Source organism: Enterococcus sp. 3G6_DIV0642 (assembly GCF_002140635.1).
GTDB classification, from domain to species: domain Bacteria; phylum Bacillota; class Bacilli; order Lactobacillales; family Enterococcaceae; genus Enterococcus_D; species Enterococcus_D casseliflavus.
Genome location: NZ_NGLH01000001.1, coordinates 3,024,347 through 3,043,071, shown reverse-complemented (window position 1 = coordinate 3,043,071; position 18,725 = coordinate 3,024,347). Strand labels below are relative to the sequence as shown.

The following is an 18,725-nucleotide window of genomic DNA, read 5'->3' as shown; positions in this document are numbered from 1 at the left end:
TTCTGTTGTGACACCCAGAGTCAGCAACTAAGTTCTAAAAAATCGTTCGATCTATTTCTAAAAAGCAATGACTAAGTAGAATGCCGATCACGCATGAGAGGATGTCTTATGCGTGACGGTTTTTTGTTTTATAAACTAGATAGCTTATCTCAAAAAATGGGTAGCTGTTTCCTTTGCTGACAAAATTCTCAGGCACCGTATCTAATGGATTTCTTTTTTGCTTTGCAGGATGAACAGTTTTGTGAAGCTGAGCGTTAAACCTGATCTTTTTAGTGTTTTAAAAATAAGCAGATAAGCTATCACTTTCTGTACAACGTATATTCTTTCTAAATGCAAGATATCTTTCGTTGCGGGGTTTTTTATGGCTTGGGCGGATTTGACACACTGTTGCAAGAAATACATATGGTCGCCGAAAACATTGGTTGCGTATACTAAATGCAAGATAAAAGAAAGCCTTGTGAGGTCAAGAAAATGTGGATTTTAGCAATTGATATTGGCGGTACTGCTATTAAATGTGGGTTAGTGAATAGTCAAGGGGAACGCAGACAATTGACTCAATTTCCTATGAACAAGGAATATGCCACAGTCACGCAACGCATATGTCGACACATCGATGCATTCTATGCTGCAACATTTGATGGTATTGCTATTAGCTCAACGGGACTGGTTGATCCACGAAGCCAAGAAATCGGGATGACATCACCTTTGTATGAAGGATTTGGCAAAAGACTGGTTAGGCATTTGCGAAGCACATACCAATGTCCAGTGGCTGCCGAAAATGATGGCAACTGTGCGTTATTGGCAGAAAAGTGGTTAGGTCACGCTCAAAATTGTGCGTCCTTTGCGACAATTGTCCTAGGTACATCCGTTGGCGGTGGCTTAATGATTAACCATCAATTGGTTCGCGGCAAACACTTACTAGCAGGAGAGTTTGGCTATATGCTTTTTCCGACCGAAACGAAGGATTGGGAACTTTGGAGCATCGCAGGGTCAACCAGAACTCTTGTGGAAGAAACAGCAGAGCGTATCGGAGATCCCACAATCAATGGGCAGCGCATTGATACACTGGTTCAAGAACAAGATCCGCGATGTCTGCCAATGGTCGCTGATTTTGTCGATAAGCTGGCGGCAGCTTGCTATAGCCTACAGTACATGATTGATCCGGAAATTATCTTGATTGGTGGTGGAATCAGTGCTAGCCGTTTCTTGATCCCTCAAGTAAACGCACGATTGGCTGTGATTGCTGAACAGATTCCAAGTACTGTTATCGTGCCAAACATTTGTGCCTGTCGTTTTGGCAATGAATCAAATTTATTAGGCGCTTGTTATAACTGGTTAAGAAAATACAAGCCTGATAGCTAACTTGTAAAAAAGCATTGTTTTTTATTAAAATAAAGCGTATTTTATTAGAGTATCATACATTCTTTTCTCCTAAATAAGTACCGATAAATGAAAGCGTTTTTGAGCTTTTGAAATAACAGAGAATAGGTGATGCAAGTGAGAAAGTACACGGAACAGAATCGTCAAAAACTATTTAGGGGAATCATTCGTGCCATCAGCTCTTATTTAATCGTGTTTTTAGTGCCTTTTTTAGCCGTGTCATGGATTTGGTATGATACCTCTGTCAAAAGTATCAATGAACAAGTACTGCTGACGGCCAGAAATCAATTGATCCAATTGAAATATTCATTAGAAAATACATTTATTCAATTGAATTATCTGACCCAAAAAATGACCAATGATCATGTTGTTTCATTGAAATACCTACAGCATCCTTACTTGACTAAAGAAGCAAAAGAAGCGATGCAGACATATAAAATCACTAACGATCTAGTCGAAGAAGTCTATTTATATTATAAAGAAGCTCCGGCGACCCTTTATTCAACCGTTGGCTCACTGTCAGTCGACACATTCTTGAATAAGGTACTGCCAAAAAACGATATGGACCAAGTTCAATTGGTCGCACAATTGGACTCTCCAGCGCCGACGTTACTGACATTGGAAGGTGCTGGTGGAGAACAGCGATATTCGCGTTTCTTTTATATCGTTCCAATTCAAAGTGAAGAAATGACCGTTTACGGCGCAGCAATCTACGAAATCAAAGAAAACAATTTGAAGAGAATCCTTGATTTAAGCAATAGTGATGGGCTCAGCAATACCTATATCATCAATGGTGAGTATCAGTTATTAGCCAGTACCACCAATGATGAGTTAGCACGCTTTTTAAATCATCCTGAGCGAATGAAAAAAGGCATTCAAACAGGACGAATGCGGTTTGAACAATCGACGTATTTTGTTCAAGCAATTGCCAACAAAGAATTGAATATTTCGGTCGTAGCTGTCGCCAATCCGAATCAAGCATTGGCTTCAGTCAACCGTGTGCAAGAACAGTTCGTCCTAGTATTTATCGCCATATTGTTTACGGGTATCACCGCAGTCGTGATGCTTGGTTTACGCAGTTATCGGCCGATTCGCAAAATAGAAAATCTGGTTCAGGAGTTTCATCGTGATCCAAAAATGACTCTTCATTCGATGGATGATGTCCATAATACGCTAGCGGCATTTTTGGTAGAGCACCAAGAACTGCATCAGGAAGTCCGCCTGCAAACACCTCATGCCAGAGAGCAAGTGTTGCGCAAATTAATGAGTGGACGTTTCCGATCAGAACAAGAATTGGCTCTGCTTTTGGAAGCTGTCCATGTTTGTTTTCCTAAGTCGAATTACTTTGTGATCGCCATTGATACGAAAACTGTTGATACCAAAGCCAAGCAAGGGGATAAGAAATTTTTAATTGATTATATCGAAGAAATCAAAGAAGCTGATTATACGGCATATGCCACTGAAATTTTGTCCACAGAAATGCTGGCATTGACCGTTGGCTTTGTTGATGGCAAAGAACAAAAAGAAATTGTAGATGCTATCGCGGAAAAAATTACCCAAGCGATCTCCCTAACACCCGCAATGGGTGTCGGGATGACGGTCGATCAACTAACGGCTATTAATGAATCGTATATCGAAGGATTGGCGGCACTGGAAAATCAAGGAAGTCAAGGGAAGCAAATCAGCTACTATGCGGAGCTTTCCCAAGAGACCAAACATTTACCGATCAATTATCCAGACAATCAAAAATTAAAATTGATCCAAGCCTTGAATCAAGGAAATATTGAGATTGCCAGTGAAACGATCCAACGTTTGATTGAAGAAGGCGAAAGCAAGCAGACTTCGCCTCGTGTCCAAAAAATGTACGGCTACTACTTGTTGAATACGATCGCGCAAGTCGGCGGTGAATTGGTGGGGGCAGAGGTACTGCATACTGCTTCTGAAAGTGCCGATTTCAACAACTTGAACCAATTGCAGACGGCCTTGTTAACGATTGCCCAGCAGATTTGTACAAAGGTGCAGAAACAGCCGCTGGATGACGAGTCGGAAATGAATGAGAAAATCTTCAGTTTTATTCAAGAAAATTATCATTCCTCTCAGCTATCGCTAGAATCGGTGGCAGAGGAAGTGGGTGTATCTGTCTCTTATGTCAGCCGTTTTGTAAAAAAAGAAAGCGGCAAAACCTTCTCCAAATATATTCAAGAATTACGGCTGAAAAAAATCAAAGAAGAACTGATTGAAACAGATTTGCCGATCAAAGAAATTATTCGTAACAATGGGTATTATGATGTTTCCAACTATACGAGAAAGTTCCGAAAAATAGTGGGTGTGACCCCAGGGCAATACCGTGAAATGAACCAAAAAATGAGAAATTATTGAAAGTAAGAGGAAGAATGAGATGAATAAACCAGTTGATTTGAAAGAAGCTCAGCAACGAGCTGCCGTCTTTTTTGAGGAGATAGGTTGGCAGTCGGCGAAGGATCCGCTCCCGCAAATAGTGGTTGATCCGCAGCTGGATGCTGATTTTCGATTTGAAAACCAAACAATCAGTGTGTCCTCGCCAGAACACGTCTTTTACGCGTTAACCAAATATGGCCGAGATCAAGCGACAGGTCAATTAGCACAGAAAAGCTATCTAGCAGCGCTTAAAGAACGCTGTCTGATGATCGATATCGGGCGTAAATTTTATTCTCTAACTGATTTGAAAGTAATCGTCCGCAGTATGGCTTGCTTCCAATTTACGCATCTGCAGCTTCATTTTTCGGAAAACGAAGGCTTTCGGATTGAATCCCAGCAATTTCCAGAAATCGTTTCGGAAGAATATTTGACCAAGCAGGAAATTCGTGAATTGATTGCGTATGCTCGAAATCATGCAATTGCCATTATCCCTGATTTTGATTCTCCTGGTCATTTGCGGCAAGTGTTGGCTCAAAAGCCCGAGTGGCAATTACCGACAGCCGATGGCACGCGTGATGATCGAGCACTGAACATTTTGGATTCAGAAGCGGTAGCTTTTATTCAGGAAGTTTATCGGGAATATGCGCAGCTGTTTGAAGACAGCACCTATTTTCATATTGGTGCCGATGAGTTTATTGATTTTGATCATTTAGAAAATTTTCCACAAATGATTGAAGCAGCCCGCGAGCGCTATGGGGAAAAAGCTAGCGGAATCGAAGTCTTTATTGATTATGTCAATGAACTGGCGGCCTTTGTTGAAAGTCTCGGCTTTGTTGTGCGGGTCTGGAATGATGGGTTTTACCGCTTGAATCGCCAAGAGCAGACAACGTTGACGGAGAATTGCCAAATCTCCTATTGGACCCGTTGGAACCAGAATATGGCGCCGGCAGATGTCTTTTTTGAAAAAGGCTATACCATGATCAATCACAATGATAATTTTTTCTATTATGTCTTAGGAGAAGCGGCAGGCTATACTTATCCAACCTACGAAAAAATCAGCAATGAATTCCAGTTGACGACGTTTGCCAATGGACAACAAGTTGCACAGGAACAGCTTGCCCAAACACAGGCGATCGCTTTATCCGTCTGGGCGGATGTGCCTGAGGCTCAGACTAGTCGTGAAGTGATCCAAGCGATTTTTTGGCTCCAAGCGGCTATTAGCCAAAAAGTTTATAATGAACCCAATCGGCCAAAAGAGACAGTACAAAAGCTCTATGATGGGTGGGAAGCGGCATTCAGCTGATTGCTAGAGGAATTGGGTGAAGCAGCAATCGCTGATAATCCCTATTATTTTTTTATGATGAATAAGTTTAACGATAAGGCAAATCAATGCCAGCGACACACTGTATAGAATGAACATAGCCCCGAGTGAGGGGGAGAAATGGAGCAAATAAGTGGTCATAGACATTCAACCGTTGAAGAGAAAAGATATCCTTGAAATGGATCAAATGTTTTTAAAGCAAGGGTGGCCTTCTCGCCAGCAGCTCTTGATTGATTATTTAAACGAGCAAGAAGCGGGGGAGAGATGCGTTTTGCTTGCCAAAATAAACAACAAAACTGCCGGGTATTTGACCTTGGTTCCTCTAGCAAAGCATGGACCATTTAAAGGCTTGTATCCAGAAATTGTGGATTTTAATGTTTTTGAATCCTATCAAAAACAAGGGGTAGGCAGTCAGCTTTTAAAAGCAGCCGAAGGAAAGGCACGAGAAATAGCTGCCGTGATGACATTGGGGGTAGGCTTGCATAATGGTTATGGATCGGCCCAGAGACTGTATGTAAAACAAGGCTATATTCCAGATGGATCTGGTGTTTGGTTCAATAATCAGAATTGTGCGATGAATGCGCCTTGCTGCAACAATGACGATCTTGTTCTTTATTTGTCTAAGGAACTTTGAACCTCCTGTGGTAAGTACCGTTAAGAATGGATTAAGCACGCAACTCGTTTGGATGTTCTCATCACCTGTTCAACAAGCTGGTTGGCTACTTTCGTATAGGCAAATTTGTAGGAGTTCTTGAACAAATAGCCATAAAAAATGACTAAAAGCGATCCGCTTCTAGTCATTTTTTTGTAAAGAAAGTAAGGGCAACGTCTTTATATAAATAAATTCTTCATTTAGGACAGTGCAACGGGTGCTTACATTTCTCTTAAAGTGATCTCGACCACTGGTACCAACACATCTGGTGGGCAGACGGGTAAGCTGAGAACAAGGTCCTCTTTGTTGATGATGGCTTCCGTTGAAGTGAGAACTTCTTCGGGATCAAATCCTCGATAAAACAATTCGGAGCCATCATGTAAGAAACGGATATGCTTTACGCGTCCTGCAAGCCCTGGAAGATGCAAGGATTTGTATGGATAAGAAAAGAGGTGCAAGTAAAGTTTATTCCCGTTTTGGGTGTAGCGGCTGTCAATAGGCGGTTGAAAAGAGCTGGTACCACAGCCGATAATCGCTTGTTGATGATAATGCATCCATGAACCGATGGCTTCTAAATGGCTGCGAGTTGGTAAGCTGATTTCTCCACGAGCATTTGGGCCGATATTTAAAAGAAAGTTCCCATCTTTTGCCACTGTGTCAATCAGCATTTTGGTCATCATTTCACTGGATTTCCAGTGCTGAGCATCACGATCATAGCCCCACGTTTCGTACATCGTTTGGCACGCTTCCCATATCAAAGGCAATCCATCCGCTTCTAATGGTTTGTCTGGTTGGAATTGCTCAGGGGTGGTAATCCCTCGGCCCAAATCCAGACGGTCATTCAGCAGCATGTTCGGCTGCAGGTTTCGACAAATTTCTTCGATCCGCTTACTATCCCAATCGGCGGCACCTTTGCCTTTAGACCATCCCCAATCTCGATGACTATATGGAAAATCAAACCACATATAATCGATGGTTCCATAGTTAGTCAATAGTTCAGTGACTTGACCAGCTAAAAAATCTTGATAGCGGCGCATGTCACGCTGGTTATTCGTCTGACGGGCTTGAATAGTCTCTCGTTGCGGATGCAGCCCATCGAGCGTGAAATCTGGATGATACCAATCGATCAGCGAATGATACAGCCCAATCTTAATGCCGACCTTACGAAATGCCGGCAGCAGTTCTGCTAAGAGGTCACGCTTGAAGGGGGTATTGGTCACTTTGTATTCGCTGAGAGCGGTATCCCAAAGGGCAAAGCCTTCATGATGTTTCGTCGTGAAGACCATGTATTGAAAACCGGCCTTCTTTGCGGTTTGAGCCCATTCCTCTGCATTGAAAAGATCAGGATCAAACTGAGAAAAATAGTTCTCGCGATAGGTGGTGGGTTCAATTTTTTCTGTCGTCATAAACCATTCGTGTCGAGCGCCAATACTGAAAAGGCCGAAATGGATGAATAAGCCAAACCGATCATGGAGGAACCAGTTTGGGTCAGGGTAGTCGGCAGGCCAATTTTTATACGTTCTCATTAAAAATAACTCCTTTTTCAATCACTTAAAGAAATTCTGTATTCGTCATGACTGTTTCTTGAATTTTCCAGCCATCTGCTTCCTTGACAAAGGTATGGTAAGCCTCTGTGATGTGGTCACGGTAAGAAGAGTCTTTTGGGCTGATCGTTTTCTGTTGAGCCGCGACCAGCATGGATCCTGTCTCTTGTTTAACAACTTCAAAAGAAAGCAGCGTGTGCTGCAGCTGTTCTTCTGCAAAAAAATCAGCTAATTCTTGGGTCGTCTCTGCTCGTGCCGCTGCCACTAGCGTTGCGGCATAGGCTGTCGCGTCTTGGTCAGAGGCTGCTTGTAAATTTTCTTTCAGCACTGCCAAACAAGCCTCCGCCGCTGCTTGATTTGTAATATTGCCTGTCATCTCCAGTTTTTCTGAAGGTTGGGCATGAACTGGAGCAGAAGAATCGGTTGTTAGAAAATAGAGAAAGAATAGGCTAACAATAGCCAGCAGACTCACGATGACGGTTCGGCGCAGCAAGGATGTTTTCATAAGTTCTCACTCCTTCTTTTAAACATCAGAAATTTTCCCCGCACTATAGATTCCATGAAATAAATTGCGACCCACAGAAGTACTGCCGCTGAAAGGGGTCACCATTGGTAAGGACGGTTGAGTCAATTCTTCCAACGTATCGAGCTCCCCGTCCAAGAAGGCAGTAAGCCGCCAGAGTGTCGTATCGCAGCGCATCAGCAAGGCGCCGTATCGCAGATCGATAATTTCAAAACCGAAAGGTCGATTCCAGTCAAACCAGACTTGACGATGGGCTTCATAAAGGGATTGCAAGGTGGATTTATAGACACTGAGCTTATCTACTGCTTGGTGCAGTCCGGTGCGATCTTTGCTTTTATAGGCACTAGTGATCTGGTTGGTAATACAGGCTTTTTGTGCCAAAACATCAGCCAGCTGCTGATAAAAGGCAAACATCGTTTGTGTGTCCCGTGTTGTTTTCACAGCAGCCAACTCTTGAGCCAATGTTTGATAGTGGGATGCTAAAGAAAGATCAGTTAAATTTTCTTGATACAAGCCATACAGCAAGTCTTGGTAGAGCAACAGCTTGCTGGGGTTTTCTCCGTGAGGATTGTTTTTTGGCACACCTGTAGTTTGATCAAAGCGATCAAGCAGTAAAAAGTCGTTGGCTATTGATTGATGAAAAAGCTGAAATTTTTTAGTTAAATTCTCTAACGAAAGGTCGTTTCCAAACTGCGCTTCACTGAAATATTGCAAACCTAGTAGCGCAGCAATCAATGGTGTTTCAGCTCCGTCGTCGCCCCAAAGTGTGGCATAGACTTCTTGGACATCGTTTTCTTTGGCGGCTTGCAAGGCGTGACGCATGGTGGCGAAACTTTTGCCGTAGTTCGGCGCCAAACCGTTCCACGTCCAGATACCTCCAGCAAAGACGATCGGCTGTTTTAATTCCCGATGTTTCGCAAACATTCGCTGATAAGAGGCATGATCATGGTGATAATAATCCCAGTAAACCATTTTGACCGCAGGAAGGTCAGAAAATAATTCTGTCGGAAAACACACGTCTGAATCGTAGTAATCACCCGTAGGCGCACCGATTCTAAAAAACATATCGCTCCACATCATCGGCTCAAAACCTATGTTTTGACAAAGCGCAGCTACCTGCTTTAGGTGTGCGGCCATAATCGTGAAACGGTCTTTTAACCCGTGTATTTCTGAATACTTTCCTTTCCCCAATTGGTGTGCTTCATCCATACCGATGTGCAGTTGATCAGTTGCAAAACACGAACGGATCGAACGGATCGCTGCTTCCAAAAAAGTATACGTTTCTTCTTCTCCCACCAGTAGAATATCTTCTGTGTCCCGAATATTTCCAGCGAACTGCCACTTTAAAGGATTCGTCAAATGTGCCAATGTTTGAATCGCTGGAATCAAAGTTACTCCTACGGCTTGGGCATAGGTATCTAGAGCCTTTAACTCTACTTGGGTATAACGACCGCGCAAATGTCCGAAATAAGGGTACTCTGGAATTTCATAAGTATCTTCCATATAGAGCATGAGGCGATTGAGACCCATCTTACTTGTTAATAAAATGAACCGTTCCAGCTTTTTGACGGTCATCACCGCATTGCGGGACAGATCGATCATTGGTCCAATTGCTTCAAAATGCGGCTGTTCTTCTAAGACATAGACTGGGCGGTCTTCATGCACCCATAAAGTTAATGCCCGAAACAAATGCGCTTTTTCTTGATAGTAAATGATCGTTTCTAGTGGGCCGTGGCAAATTTTCAGGGAACCGGGTCGATGAATCAAGCGCAAGGGATGGCCATTCGGCGTTTCCCTCAATTCTAGTTCTTGCAGTGCGTGACTAAAAAAATCATCGAGGTTTTCATTACTTTGGATAAAAATGTCCTTCATCACGAGCGTCCTTCTTTCATCAGTGATTCCGAGCGCTGAATCGCTTGAAAAGAGAACCAGCTACTGGGGAATAGGAAAAAGGGAACAAAGCCGATGACTAATAAGATTGGCAAAAAAGTCAAAATGATAGTAGTCACTAAGATTCCCAAAATCATCGCAATTGTTTGGGGAACACTGATAACCATTAGTAATATTGCTTGTTTAAAATAGTGAAGAAGCGTCAAATCATAACGCAAATAGACCGGCAGAAGGTACAAGCTGATCAAAAGGGCACTGATAAATAGCAGCAGCAAAAAAAAGTGAATCAAGCTATTTTGGATAAAAGTACTAGAGATACGTAATTCCAACCATAAGAACAACAACAAACCCGCTTGCATGGCGCCTAATTGATTGGCACGACGGAAATTTTTTTTCACGATAGTTTTGAACCAAGTCTTCAAAGACGCTGGTCGTTCCTTTTTTTGGAAGCTATCGAAAAAAGCTTGGATAATCGTAGCGGTGGCAGGAAAAATACCTAAAAATATCCCGTATCGAAATACCCAATAAAACCAGAGTAACTGCAACTTCAGGCAATGAAGTAACCAATCGCCGACTTGATAGGAAACATGATAAATACCATTCGTTTGTTTCATAAGCCCCTCACTTTCTTACGGATACAAGTTTTGTTGTATCCGCTTTATTTGTTGTTCTAATCGTATCATTGATATATAGCGAGTGGGAGTAAATGGAAAAATCACACATCGAAAACAAGAAAAACACAGCAAATGTATTTGAAACGCTACATTTTTCCAAAAACGTTCATCGAAATCAAGCTTTATTCCTTGCACCTTTTATAGACGAAGTTGCTCGTTTTAACATAGCGAAAAAACTTACATATTGTTATAGGACATTTTTTTCGCTTACATTTAGAACAAAGAAAGGAGTGCAAATGAATGACAAAGATTCGCGGTGATATTGAAGAAGCCAAAGGGAACGTTCAAGAAGAACTAGTCCCAGAAACAGAAATGCTCAAGCAACGTCTGGAATGGTTTCAAGACTTGAAATTCGGAGTGATCTTCCATTATGGGCTGTATGCCGAAGCGGGGATCGTTGAGTCTTGGCAATTATCTGAAAAAGATGAATGGGCTAGAGAAAACCACCCTTATCGAGAAACCATCGAAGCACTGCGTTTGGATTATTGGCAGTTGATCAATCAGTTTGAACCGAAGAAGCTGGATACCCGCAAATGGGCAAAAATCTGTAAGGATGCAGGGTTTAAGTACTGTTTATTCACAACAAAGCATCATGATGGGTTTTCGATGTTCAATACAATGGAATCAGAGTTTAAAATCGGCGGGAAATTAAGTCCCTTTAAACGCGACATATTGCAAGAAGTGTTTACGGCATTTCGAGAAGCAGGGATCGCCACAGGAGCCTATTATTCTAAAGCTGACTGGTATTCTCCTTTTTACTGGTTGGATGATGATACCGTCAAAGGCCGTCATGCCAGTTACGATACCCATCTTCATCCAGAAATTTGGGCACGCTATGTGTCGTTTGTGCATCGCCAGATTGCGGAGATTACCTCCAATTACGGAAAAGTCGATTTTCTTTGGTTAGATGCCGGTTGGTGCGGACAAGGCAAAGAAGACCTACAAATGGATCGTTTAGCTGAGATTGCGCGTGAGAAACAGCCGGAATTGATCATCGTTGATCGGATGATGGGGGGCCGTCATGAAAATTATGTGACACCAGAACGCAAAATTCCTGCATTAGCGGAAATTCCTAAAAAAGTTTGGGAAAGCAATATCCCGATTGGAAATGATTGGGGCTATGTGCCGAATGATACTTTTAAGAGCAGCCAAGAACTGCTGGAAACCTTGATTGATGTAGTCAGTAAAGGGGGGAATTTGATTTTAGGCGTCGGACCAACACCTGATGGCGAATTTACATTCGAAGAGACCCAACGCTTAGAAGAAATCGGCCATTGGTTGGCGCTATATGGTGAAGGCATCTATGAAACGCGGGCAAGACCAACAGCTTGGAAAAATGAATGGTATTTGACCTATCAAAAAGACGGCAAGGCTCATTTTGCATTTCGCAGTATCGCTGCAGTCGCTTGCGAACAGATTCCTTTAACAGAGATCGGAGCAACTGAAGAAGACGAGCTAATTGATCTAGCCACTAAAAAACCGTTACCAGTCTATAAAAATGCGGATGAACCGTATCTCTTATGGTCGGATATCAGTCACCCGAACGTTGGGGCAGATGGGATTCGCGTTTCGACACATAGGGAAAAAAATACACATTGATTTGAAAGCGAATACAATTCATGATAAGGCTAACACCAAGCAAGGAGGAGGAAGAATGGAAACAGCGCCAATCAGACAAACCGTTTCAGTACCTAAAACAAAGAAACAAGATATAAAAATGAAGATCAAGAAAAATCGGCAATTGTACTTGTTTGTGTTGCCAGCGTTTTTGATTATTTTGATTTTCTCGTATGGACCGATGTATGGAATCATTATTGCATTCAAGGATTATATGCCTTCATTAGGGATTATGGGCAGTCCTTGGGTTGGGTTTAAACATTTTCAACGTTTCTTCGATTCCTATTATTTTTGGGAACTCATCAAAAATACTTTAGGAATCAGTATCTATTCATTGGTTGTCGGTTTTCCGCTGCCGATCATCCTGGCATTGGCTTTGAATGAGATCAAAGACGGCCCGTTTAAAAAAATTACCCAAACAGTCACGTATGCTCCAAACTTTATTGCTGTGGTGGTCATGGTAGGTATGGTCATTGCTTTCTTATCTCCCTCAACAGGGATCATCAATCACCTATTAGAATTTTTGGGTTTCGAGCGGATCAGCTTTATGACCAATCCCCGCTGGTTTAAAACGATTTATGTACTGTCGGGCGTTTGGCAAGGAACGGGATGGGGGTCTGTGATTTATCTGGCAGCCCTATCTGGAGTTGATACGCAACTGCACGAAGCGGCAACGATCGATGGCGCTTCTCGTCTGCAACGCGTTTGGTATATCAATATTCCAACGATCATGCCCACGATGGTGATCTTATTGATCATGAGCTTCGGCAGCTTGATGTCAGTTGGGTTTGAAAAAATCATCTTGATGCAGAATCCTTTGAATATGCAATCCTCGAATGTGATTGCGACCTTTGTTTACCAGCAAGGGCTGTTAGATGCGCAGTACAGTTTTGCTGCGGCAGTCGGCCTATTTAACTCATTGATCAATTCAGTCTTGTTGATCGTAGTCAATCATATCGCCAAACGTTTAAGCAACTCTAGTTTATTGTAGAAGGGAGGACCAAAAGTGAAAACAACGTCTTTAATAAAAGATACCCGTGCTGATAAAATCTTTTTGATCTTTGTTTATGTGTTTTTAGCAATTTCTTTGCTGATCGTTTTGTATCCACTGATTTATATCATCAGTGCTTCAATCTCAAATCCGCATCTGGTAAACTCTGGTGAAATGTGGCTTTTGCCAAAAGGAATCACCTTTGAAGGCTATCGAACACTACTAGGCAATAGCAGTATCTGGCGTGGCTATTTGAACACGATTTATTATACGGTTTTAGGGACATCGATCAATCTCTTAGTGACCTTACCTTGCGCTTACGCCTTATCACGAGAGGATTTTTATGGGCGACGCGCCTTCACCAATTTTATGTTGGTCACCATGTTCTTGTCCGGTGGCTTGATTCCCAGCTACTTGTTGATTCGCAGCTTAGGCATGCTGAATACTGTCTGGGCACTAGTGATTCCAGGAGCCGTCTCGGTTTACAATGTCGTTGTCACGCGAACATTTTTTCAATCCACGATTCCACGGGAGATGGAAGAAGCAGCAATTGTGGATGGTTGTTCTGATTTTCGGCTATTCATGCAGATCGTTTTACCACTATCAACGCCGATCATTGCGGTAATGGCTTTGTTCTATGGCGTCGGACATTGGAACAGCTTTTTTAGCGCATTGATCTATCTTTCTGATCGATCAATGTATCCGTTACAAATGATTTTAAGAGAAATATTGATTCTTCAAGATATGTCATCAAATACCGTCAATAATGTGACTTCAGAAATGGCGAATATGCTATATAGCAAACAACAACTTGCTCAAGTCATCAAGTACGGCGTCATGATCGTTTCTTCATTACCGGTAATTATCGTCTATCCGTTCTTACAAAAGTATTTTGTCAAGGGCATGATGGTTGGTTCAATTAAAGGATAAAAAACTTAAAGGAGGAAGAAAATGAGAGTAAAAAAGAAACTTTTAGGAATAGCAGGTGTTGCTTTGTGCAGTATGCTCGTCTTAGGTGCGTGCGGTAATTCTTCAGATGAAGGTACTGGGGAAAAGAAAGAAGTGGCCATCAATCATGACAGTCAGTTTCCGATCATCAAAGAAGGGGAAGAACTGACACTGAATATCATGGCACCTGGTGTAGGGTTGGCGGAATGGGAAGACATGCCGACATTACAGGATTATCAGGAAAAAACTGGCATCAAACTGACCTATACGACACCGCCATCCGCTGACTTTAGTACGAAACTGAACTTAGCCTTTGCTTCTGGAGATTTACCGGATATCGTTTACGGTGCTGGTTCGCAAGCATTGACTGCTTCGATGGAGATCGATTACGGTTCACAAGGGATCTTGCTTCCCTTAGAGGAGTATATCACGCCGGAAATCATGCCAAACTTGTATGCACTGACGCAAGAAGATCCCTCAATCTTGAAGTCGATCACAACACCGGATGGGCACATCTACTCTCTGCCGATGATCTCACGGAATGCGACATCGATCTGGTGGCAAGGTCCGATGTGGTACAACGGCACGTGGCTCGATAATTTAGGTGTATCAGAGCTGCCAAAAACCACAGACGAATTGCAAGAGCTTCTGACACGTTTTAAAAACGAAGACCCTAACGGCAATGGTCAAGCAGACGAGATCCCATTGACGGATGTTGATATGAACTCGACACGAGTTTGGTTGATGGCTGCCTTTGGCTTACGGACCCGCGGCATCCAAGTGGATGATGATGTGGTCTCCTACACACCGACTTCAGAAAACTACAAAGCATTCTTGGAATATATGAATACATTGTACGATGAAGGCTTGCTGGATAAAGAAGTTTATGGACAGTCAGATGAACAGAAAAAAGCGAAGGGTGAAAACAATCAACTTGGGCTTTTTGCCGACTATTTCAGCTTCTTTACTACTGGTCGCAGTGAGGAAGAGGCTATGAATGATCCAATGTTCCAACCAGTGACTTCTGAATGGGCTCCAGAAGCTAAGATTCCCGGTAGTCCAAGAATTTCACGAGGGACCTTTGCTTTGACCAATGTCAATCCTTCTCCAGAAGCTTCTATGCGCTGGGTGGATTACTTCTATTCAGAAGAAGGCTCAAAATATATCGAACAAGGACCAGAAGGGTTTTTATGGGAGTACCAAGAAAATGCGGACGGTGAAAAAGTTCGTGTCTATGCAGACGGCATCGATACCAACAATACCGAAGACGAACGTGGCAAGATCACACCAGCATACGGATTGACAACGCCAAACCTTGTTATCGATACAACCGGCGAATACCATATCCGTAAAACGGCGAATGAAGAACCGGATACTCGTTTCAACGATTGGGTTGCCAAAGAAACAGCTGAGAAGATGGAAGACATCGCTGAAGTACCATTTCCGCTACTGTATTTAACGATTGAAGAAAACGATAAGGTAGCAGCAACTGCCACTGATTTGACAACTTATGTAGAACAAATGGAAGCCAAGTTTATCACAGGTGTCGAACCGTTAGATAATTGGGACGACTATGTGAAAACGATCGAAGCAATGGGCATTGACGAATACGTCGAAGTCTACCAAGCGGCTTATGACCGTTGGAAAGCAAACTAAATAAAGTGATAAGTGGAAAACGGGCCGAGATGATCAATCTCAACCCGTTTTTTTCAAAAATCTGCTAGAGGAGTCCAAAGAAAAATGAGAGTTATGCAGCCTTATGAGTTTGAACGCATTCGAAAAATTTTATACAAATTAAAACAATACCGCGTACGCCATCAGCAACCGGTAACCCCACTTTTTTTAAAACGAGAGACTTGGGTACCGTATGAGCAAGGGACCTATTTTGGAGAAAAAAATTCCTATTACCAATTGCAAGGTAGCCTTCAAGTTCCCGCTGACTGGGTGGAAAATCTTTGTGTCCTGCAAGTGTACTCAAGCCTTTCAGAGTGGGACAATACCACCAATCCCCAAATAAAAATCTATTTGGACGATACCTATGTCCAAGCCATCGATGTCAATCATCGAGAAATTACATTGACAAAACAATTTCTACAAAAAGAAGTCAAACTGAAGATCGATTTGTTCTCCGGCCGATCCGAAAAACCATTCCCGCTGCAGGTCAATTTATTGGCGTTGGATCCTGCAGTTAATGATGTCTGGTATGATTTTTATACGCTGTTTGATAGTTGGCGTGCCATTCGTGCGTTTGGCGGTGACGAAGCATTTTATCAACAAGTCCTTGGTCAAGTCGCCAATGTCTTGGATTTTCGTACCCCCTACTCAACGGCATTCTATGAAAGTCTCACAAAAGCAAAGCAGCTGCTTTCATCGTGTTACCTACCAGCGCATACACCAAAACAAAAGGTGACGGCTGTCGGCCATACCCACATCGATCTGGCGTGGCTTTGGACGGCGCAGCAAGCAATTGAAAAAGGCGAGCGCAGTTTCCAGACGGTCTTGAAATTGATGGAGGAGTATCCAGATTACACGTTTTTTCAAAGCCAACCACAACTGTATCTCTCCATGAAAACCCATTATCCTGAACTTTACGCTGCAATCAAAGCAAAAATTCGAGAAGGAAGATGGGAAGTTGACGGGGCGATGTGGGTAGAAGCCGATTGCAATTTGACTTCAGGGGAATCGCTGGTTCGTCAGATCCTTTATGGCAAACGGTTTATGAAAGAGGAATTTCAAGTCGATAGCCGCATCTTATGGCTACCGGATGTCTTTGGTTATTCAGCCGCCTTGCCGCAAATTTTACGCAAAACAAATACGCCCTACTTTATGACGACGAAGCTGTCATGGAACCAGTTCAATCAAATTCCTTATGATTCCTTCTATTGGCAAGGAATTGATGGCAGCCGCGTTTTGACGCATTTTATTACCACCATCAGTGAAGGATACAGTCCAAGAGATTATTATACGACGTATAATGGATTGCTAGATCCGTATACGATTAAGGGGAGTTTTGAACGTTATCAGCAAAAAGATCAGCACGACGAAATTTTGATTGCCTATGGGTACGGTGACGGTGGCGGAGGCCCGACGAAAGAGATGCTAGAAGTCCAGAAACGGCTGCAAAAGACACTGCCAGATATGCCGACGATTACTGGCAATCATGTGGGGGGCTTTTTTGATCGACTGGCAGATTCTTTTAAGGAAAAACCTGGCCCGGTCTGGTACGGCGAATTGTACTTTGAATACCATCGTGGAACACTGACTTCGATTGGCAAAAACAAGAAGGCCAATCGCCAAGGAGAATTTTTCTTACAGACAATCGAAAAACTTTATAGTATCTGTGGGATGAATCGCTATCCACAAGCTGAATTAGAACAACTTTGGAAACAGCTGCTGTTCAATCAATTCCACGATATTCTGCCGGGAAGCTCGATCAAAGAAGTCTATGATCAGACGGATCAAGAGTATCGGCAGCTCTTTGAAAAAGGCTGCGAGCTGATCCAAGCTTTGCTTCCAGAAACACAAGCACCCAAAGCTACTCCATGGCATGTCTTTAATCCGCTGGGACAAGAGCGGACGGGTCTGGTCTATTTAGACGATCAAACAGGGGTCAAAGAAGCTTACTCGACTCAGCGGACCCATGATGACCGGCTTTTAGTCAAAATTCCCGCCATGGCTGGCTTGAGCTGCAAAACACTGACCCCTGTCTCAGCTGTGCCTCAATCAAAGCAAGTGGCAATGCGGCTGACGGAATCGTTTGAAACGGTTGATTTTAAAGTGATTTTTGACGAACACTTTGTCATCATCTCTTTATTTGACAAACGGTATCAACGAGAGATCGTACCAAAAGGCGAGCGGTTGAATCAGTTAGTGGCTTATGAAGATCTGCCGATGGATTATGATGCGTGGGATATTGATATTTATTACCAGAAGAAGCCTTATCCTTTGAAGCAAGTTCTCTCAACTGAGGTCGTTGAGCAAGGTGAGATTCGTGATACCTTGAAAATCAAACGTCAGTTTGAAGATTCTTTTATTACCCAATGGCTACATTTTTATCATGGCACCGGAAGAATCGATTTTGAAACAGCGGTTGATTGGCAACAGCATCAATTGCTGCTGAAGGCATTGCTGCCGATTGATGTCAACACATTGGAAGCGACATTTGATATTCAGTTTGGGCAGGTAAAACGACCTGTGCATCAAAACACGACATGGGACCAAGCACGTTTTGAGAGCTGTGGTCAAAAATGGGTTGATCTCTCAGAAGGAAATTATGGGGTTAGTATTTTGACAGATTCGAAATATGGGTTCAATACGGATTATCAAAAGATCGGGCTTTCTTTGATCAAATCGCCGATCGATCCGTATCCAGAAGCGGATCAAGACTTTCATGAGTTTACCTACTCCTTGTACGCCCACGAAGGGACTTGGCAAGAAGCGCAAACGATGGAAGAAGCTTTGGCATTGAATGTTCCCGTTCTAACCGTTCCAGGTGTGCCACAACTATCAACAGAAGCTTTTCTAGCAGTCGATCAAAAGAATGTCTTGCTGGATACGGTGAAAAAAGCCGAAGATGAAGAGGCACTGATCGTGCGGTTGTACGAATATCACAATCAAACCACCGCCTGTCAATTGCGTTGCCAAAAAAGAATCAAAAAAGCGGTTTTAACGAATCTTTTGGAAGAAACCGTCGCTGAACTGCCGATCGAGCCGCTGGATGCCCAAAGCATCACAATCCATTTCCAGCCATTTGAAATCCAGACCATCATGCTTTATTTAGAAGACTAA

The 18,725-nt window shown here is 42.8% G+C and carries 13 protein-coding genes; 9 read left to right on the top strand and 4 right to left on the bottom strand.

Annotation, left to right across the window (positions count from 1 at the left end):
* Positions 1-435 precede the first annotated feature (435 nt).
* The 4 genes from A5878_RS14695 to A5878_RS14680 all read left to right on the top strand — a co-directional run bounded on the left by A5878_RS14695 (position 436) and on the right by A5878_RS14680 (position 5,732).
* Positions 436-1,362, top strand: a complete 927-nt coding sequence (locus A5878_RS14695; RefSeq protein WP_060791536.1) for an ROK family protein — start codon at positions 436-438, stop codon at positions 1,360-1,362.
* A 129-nt stretch (positions 1,363-1,491) separates the two neighbouring features.
* Positions 1,492-3,759: a helix-turn-helix domain-containing protein gene (locus A5878_RS14690; protein WP_086295754.1), complete on the top strand. Its 2,268-nt coding sequence runs from the start codon at positions 1,492-1,494 to the stop codon at positions 3,757-3,759.
* A 19-nt stretch (positions 3,760-3,778) separates the two neighbouring features.
* Positions 3,779-5,080, top strand: a complete 1,302-nt coding sequence (locus tag A5878_RS14685) for a family 20 glycosylhydrolase (RefSeq protein WP_086295753.1) — start codon at positions 3,779-3,781, stop codon at positions 5,078-5,080.
* Between the two features lie 151 nt (positions 5,081-5,231).
* Positions 5,232-5,732, top strand: coding sequence for a GNAT family N-acetyltransferase (locus A5878_RS14680; RefSeq protein ID WP_086295752.1), 501 nt, complete (start codon positions 5,232-5,234; stop codon positions 5,730-5,732).
* A gap of 239 nt (positions 5,733-5,971) precedes the next feature.
* Here the strand turns inward: A5878_RS14680 and A5878_RS14675 are convergent, their stop codons facing one another.
* The 4 genes from A5878_RS14675 to A5878_RS14660 are packed head-to-tail and all read right to left on the bottom strand — an operon-like array spanning position 5,972 to position 10,321.
* A complete protein-coding gene (locus tag A5878_RS14675; protein ID WP_086295751.1) occupies positions 5,972-7,276 on the bottom strand; it encodes an alpha-L-fucosidase in 1,305 nt (434 codons plus the stop codon).
* Between the two features lie 25 nt (positions 7,277-7,301).
* Positions 7,302-7,799 carry a hypothetical protein gene (locus tag A5878_RS14670; RefSeq protein ID WP_060791531.1) on the bottom strand — a complete coding sequence of 166 codons (498 nt, stop codon included), beginning with the start codon at positions 7,797-7,799 and terminating at the stop codon, positions 7,302-7,304.
* 18 nt (positions 7,800-7,817) lie between these two features.
* Positions 7,818-9,689: a beta-N-acetylhexosaminidase gene (locus A5878_RS14665; RefSeq protein ID WP_086295750.1), complete on the bottom strand. Its 1,872-nt coding sequence runs from the start codon at positions 9,687-9,689 to the stop codon at positions 7,818-7,820.
* The gene (locus A5878_RS14660) at positions 9,689-10,321 is read right to left on the bottom strand and encodes a DUF624 domain-containing protein (RefSeq protein WP_015510403.1); all 633 of its coding nucleotides are present in this window, start codon (positions 10,319-10,321) and stop codon (positions 9,689-9,691) included. The genes A5878_RS14665 and A5878_RS14660 overlap by 1 nt, the downstream gene beginning before the upstream one ends.
* Before the next feature lie 300 nt (positions 10,322-10,621).
* Here A5878_RS14660 and A5878_RS14650 point away from each other — a divergent pair, with 300 nt between their 5' ends.
* The 5 genes from A5878_RS14650 to A5878_RS14630 all read left to right on the top strand — a co-directional run bounded on the left by A5878_RS14650 (position 10,622) and on the right by A5878_RS14630 (position 18,725).
* Positions 10,622-11,980: an alpha-L-fucosidase gene (locus tag A5878_RS14650; protein WP_086295748.1), complete on the top strand. Its 1,359-nt coding sequence runs from the start codon at positions 10,622-10,624 to the stop codon at positions 11,978-11,980.
* Between the two features lie 55 nt (positions 11,981-12,035).
* Complete coding sequence (locus tag A5878_RS14645) at positions 12,036-12,989, top strand: sugar ABC transporter permease (protein WP_005228058.1); 954 nt, start codon at positions 12,036-12,038, stop codon at positions 12,987-12,989.
* A gap of 15 nt (positions 12,990-13,004) precedes the next feature.
* Entirely contained in the window at positions 13,005-13,919 is a 915-nt protein-coding gene (locus A5878_RS14640) for a carbohydrate ABC transporter permease (protein WP_015510401.1), read from the top strand.
* Between the two features lie 21 nt (positions 13,920-13,940).
* Positions 13,941-15,593, top strand: coding sequence for an extracellular solute-binding protein (locus tag A5878_RS14635; protein WP_015510400.1), 1,653 nt, complete (start codon positions 13,941-13,943; stop codon positions 15,591-15,593).
* A gap of 84 nt (positions 15,594-15,677) precedes the next feature.
* Positions 15,678-18,725 (top strand): glycoside hydrolase family 38 C-terminal domain-containing protein, encoded by a 3,048-nt coding sequence (locus A5878_RS14630; protein WP_060791527.1) that lies wholly within the window; start codon positions 15,678-15,680, stop codon positions 18,723-18,725.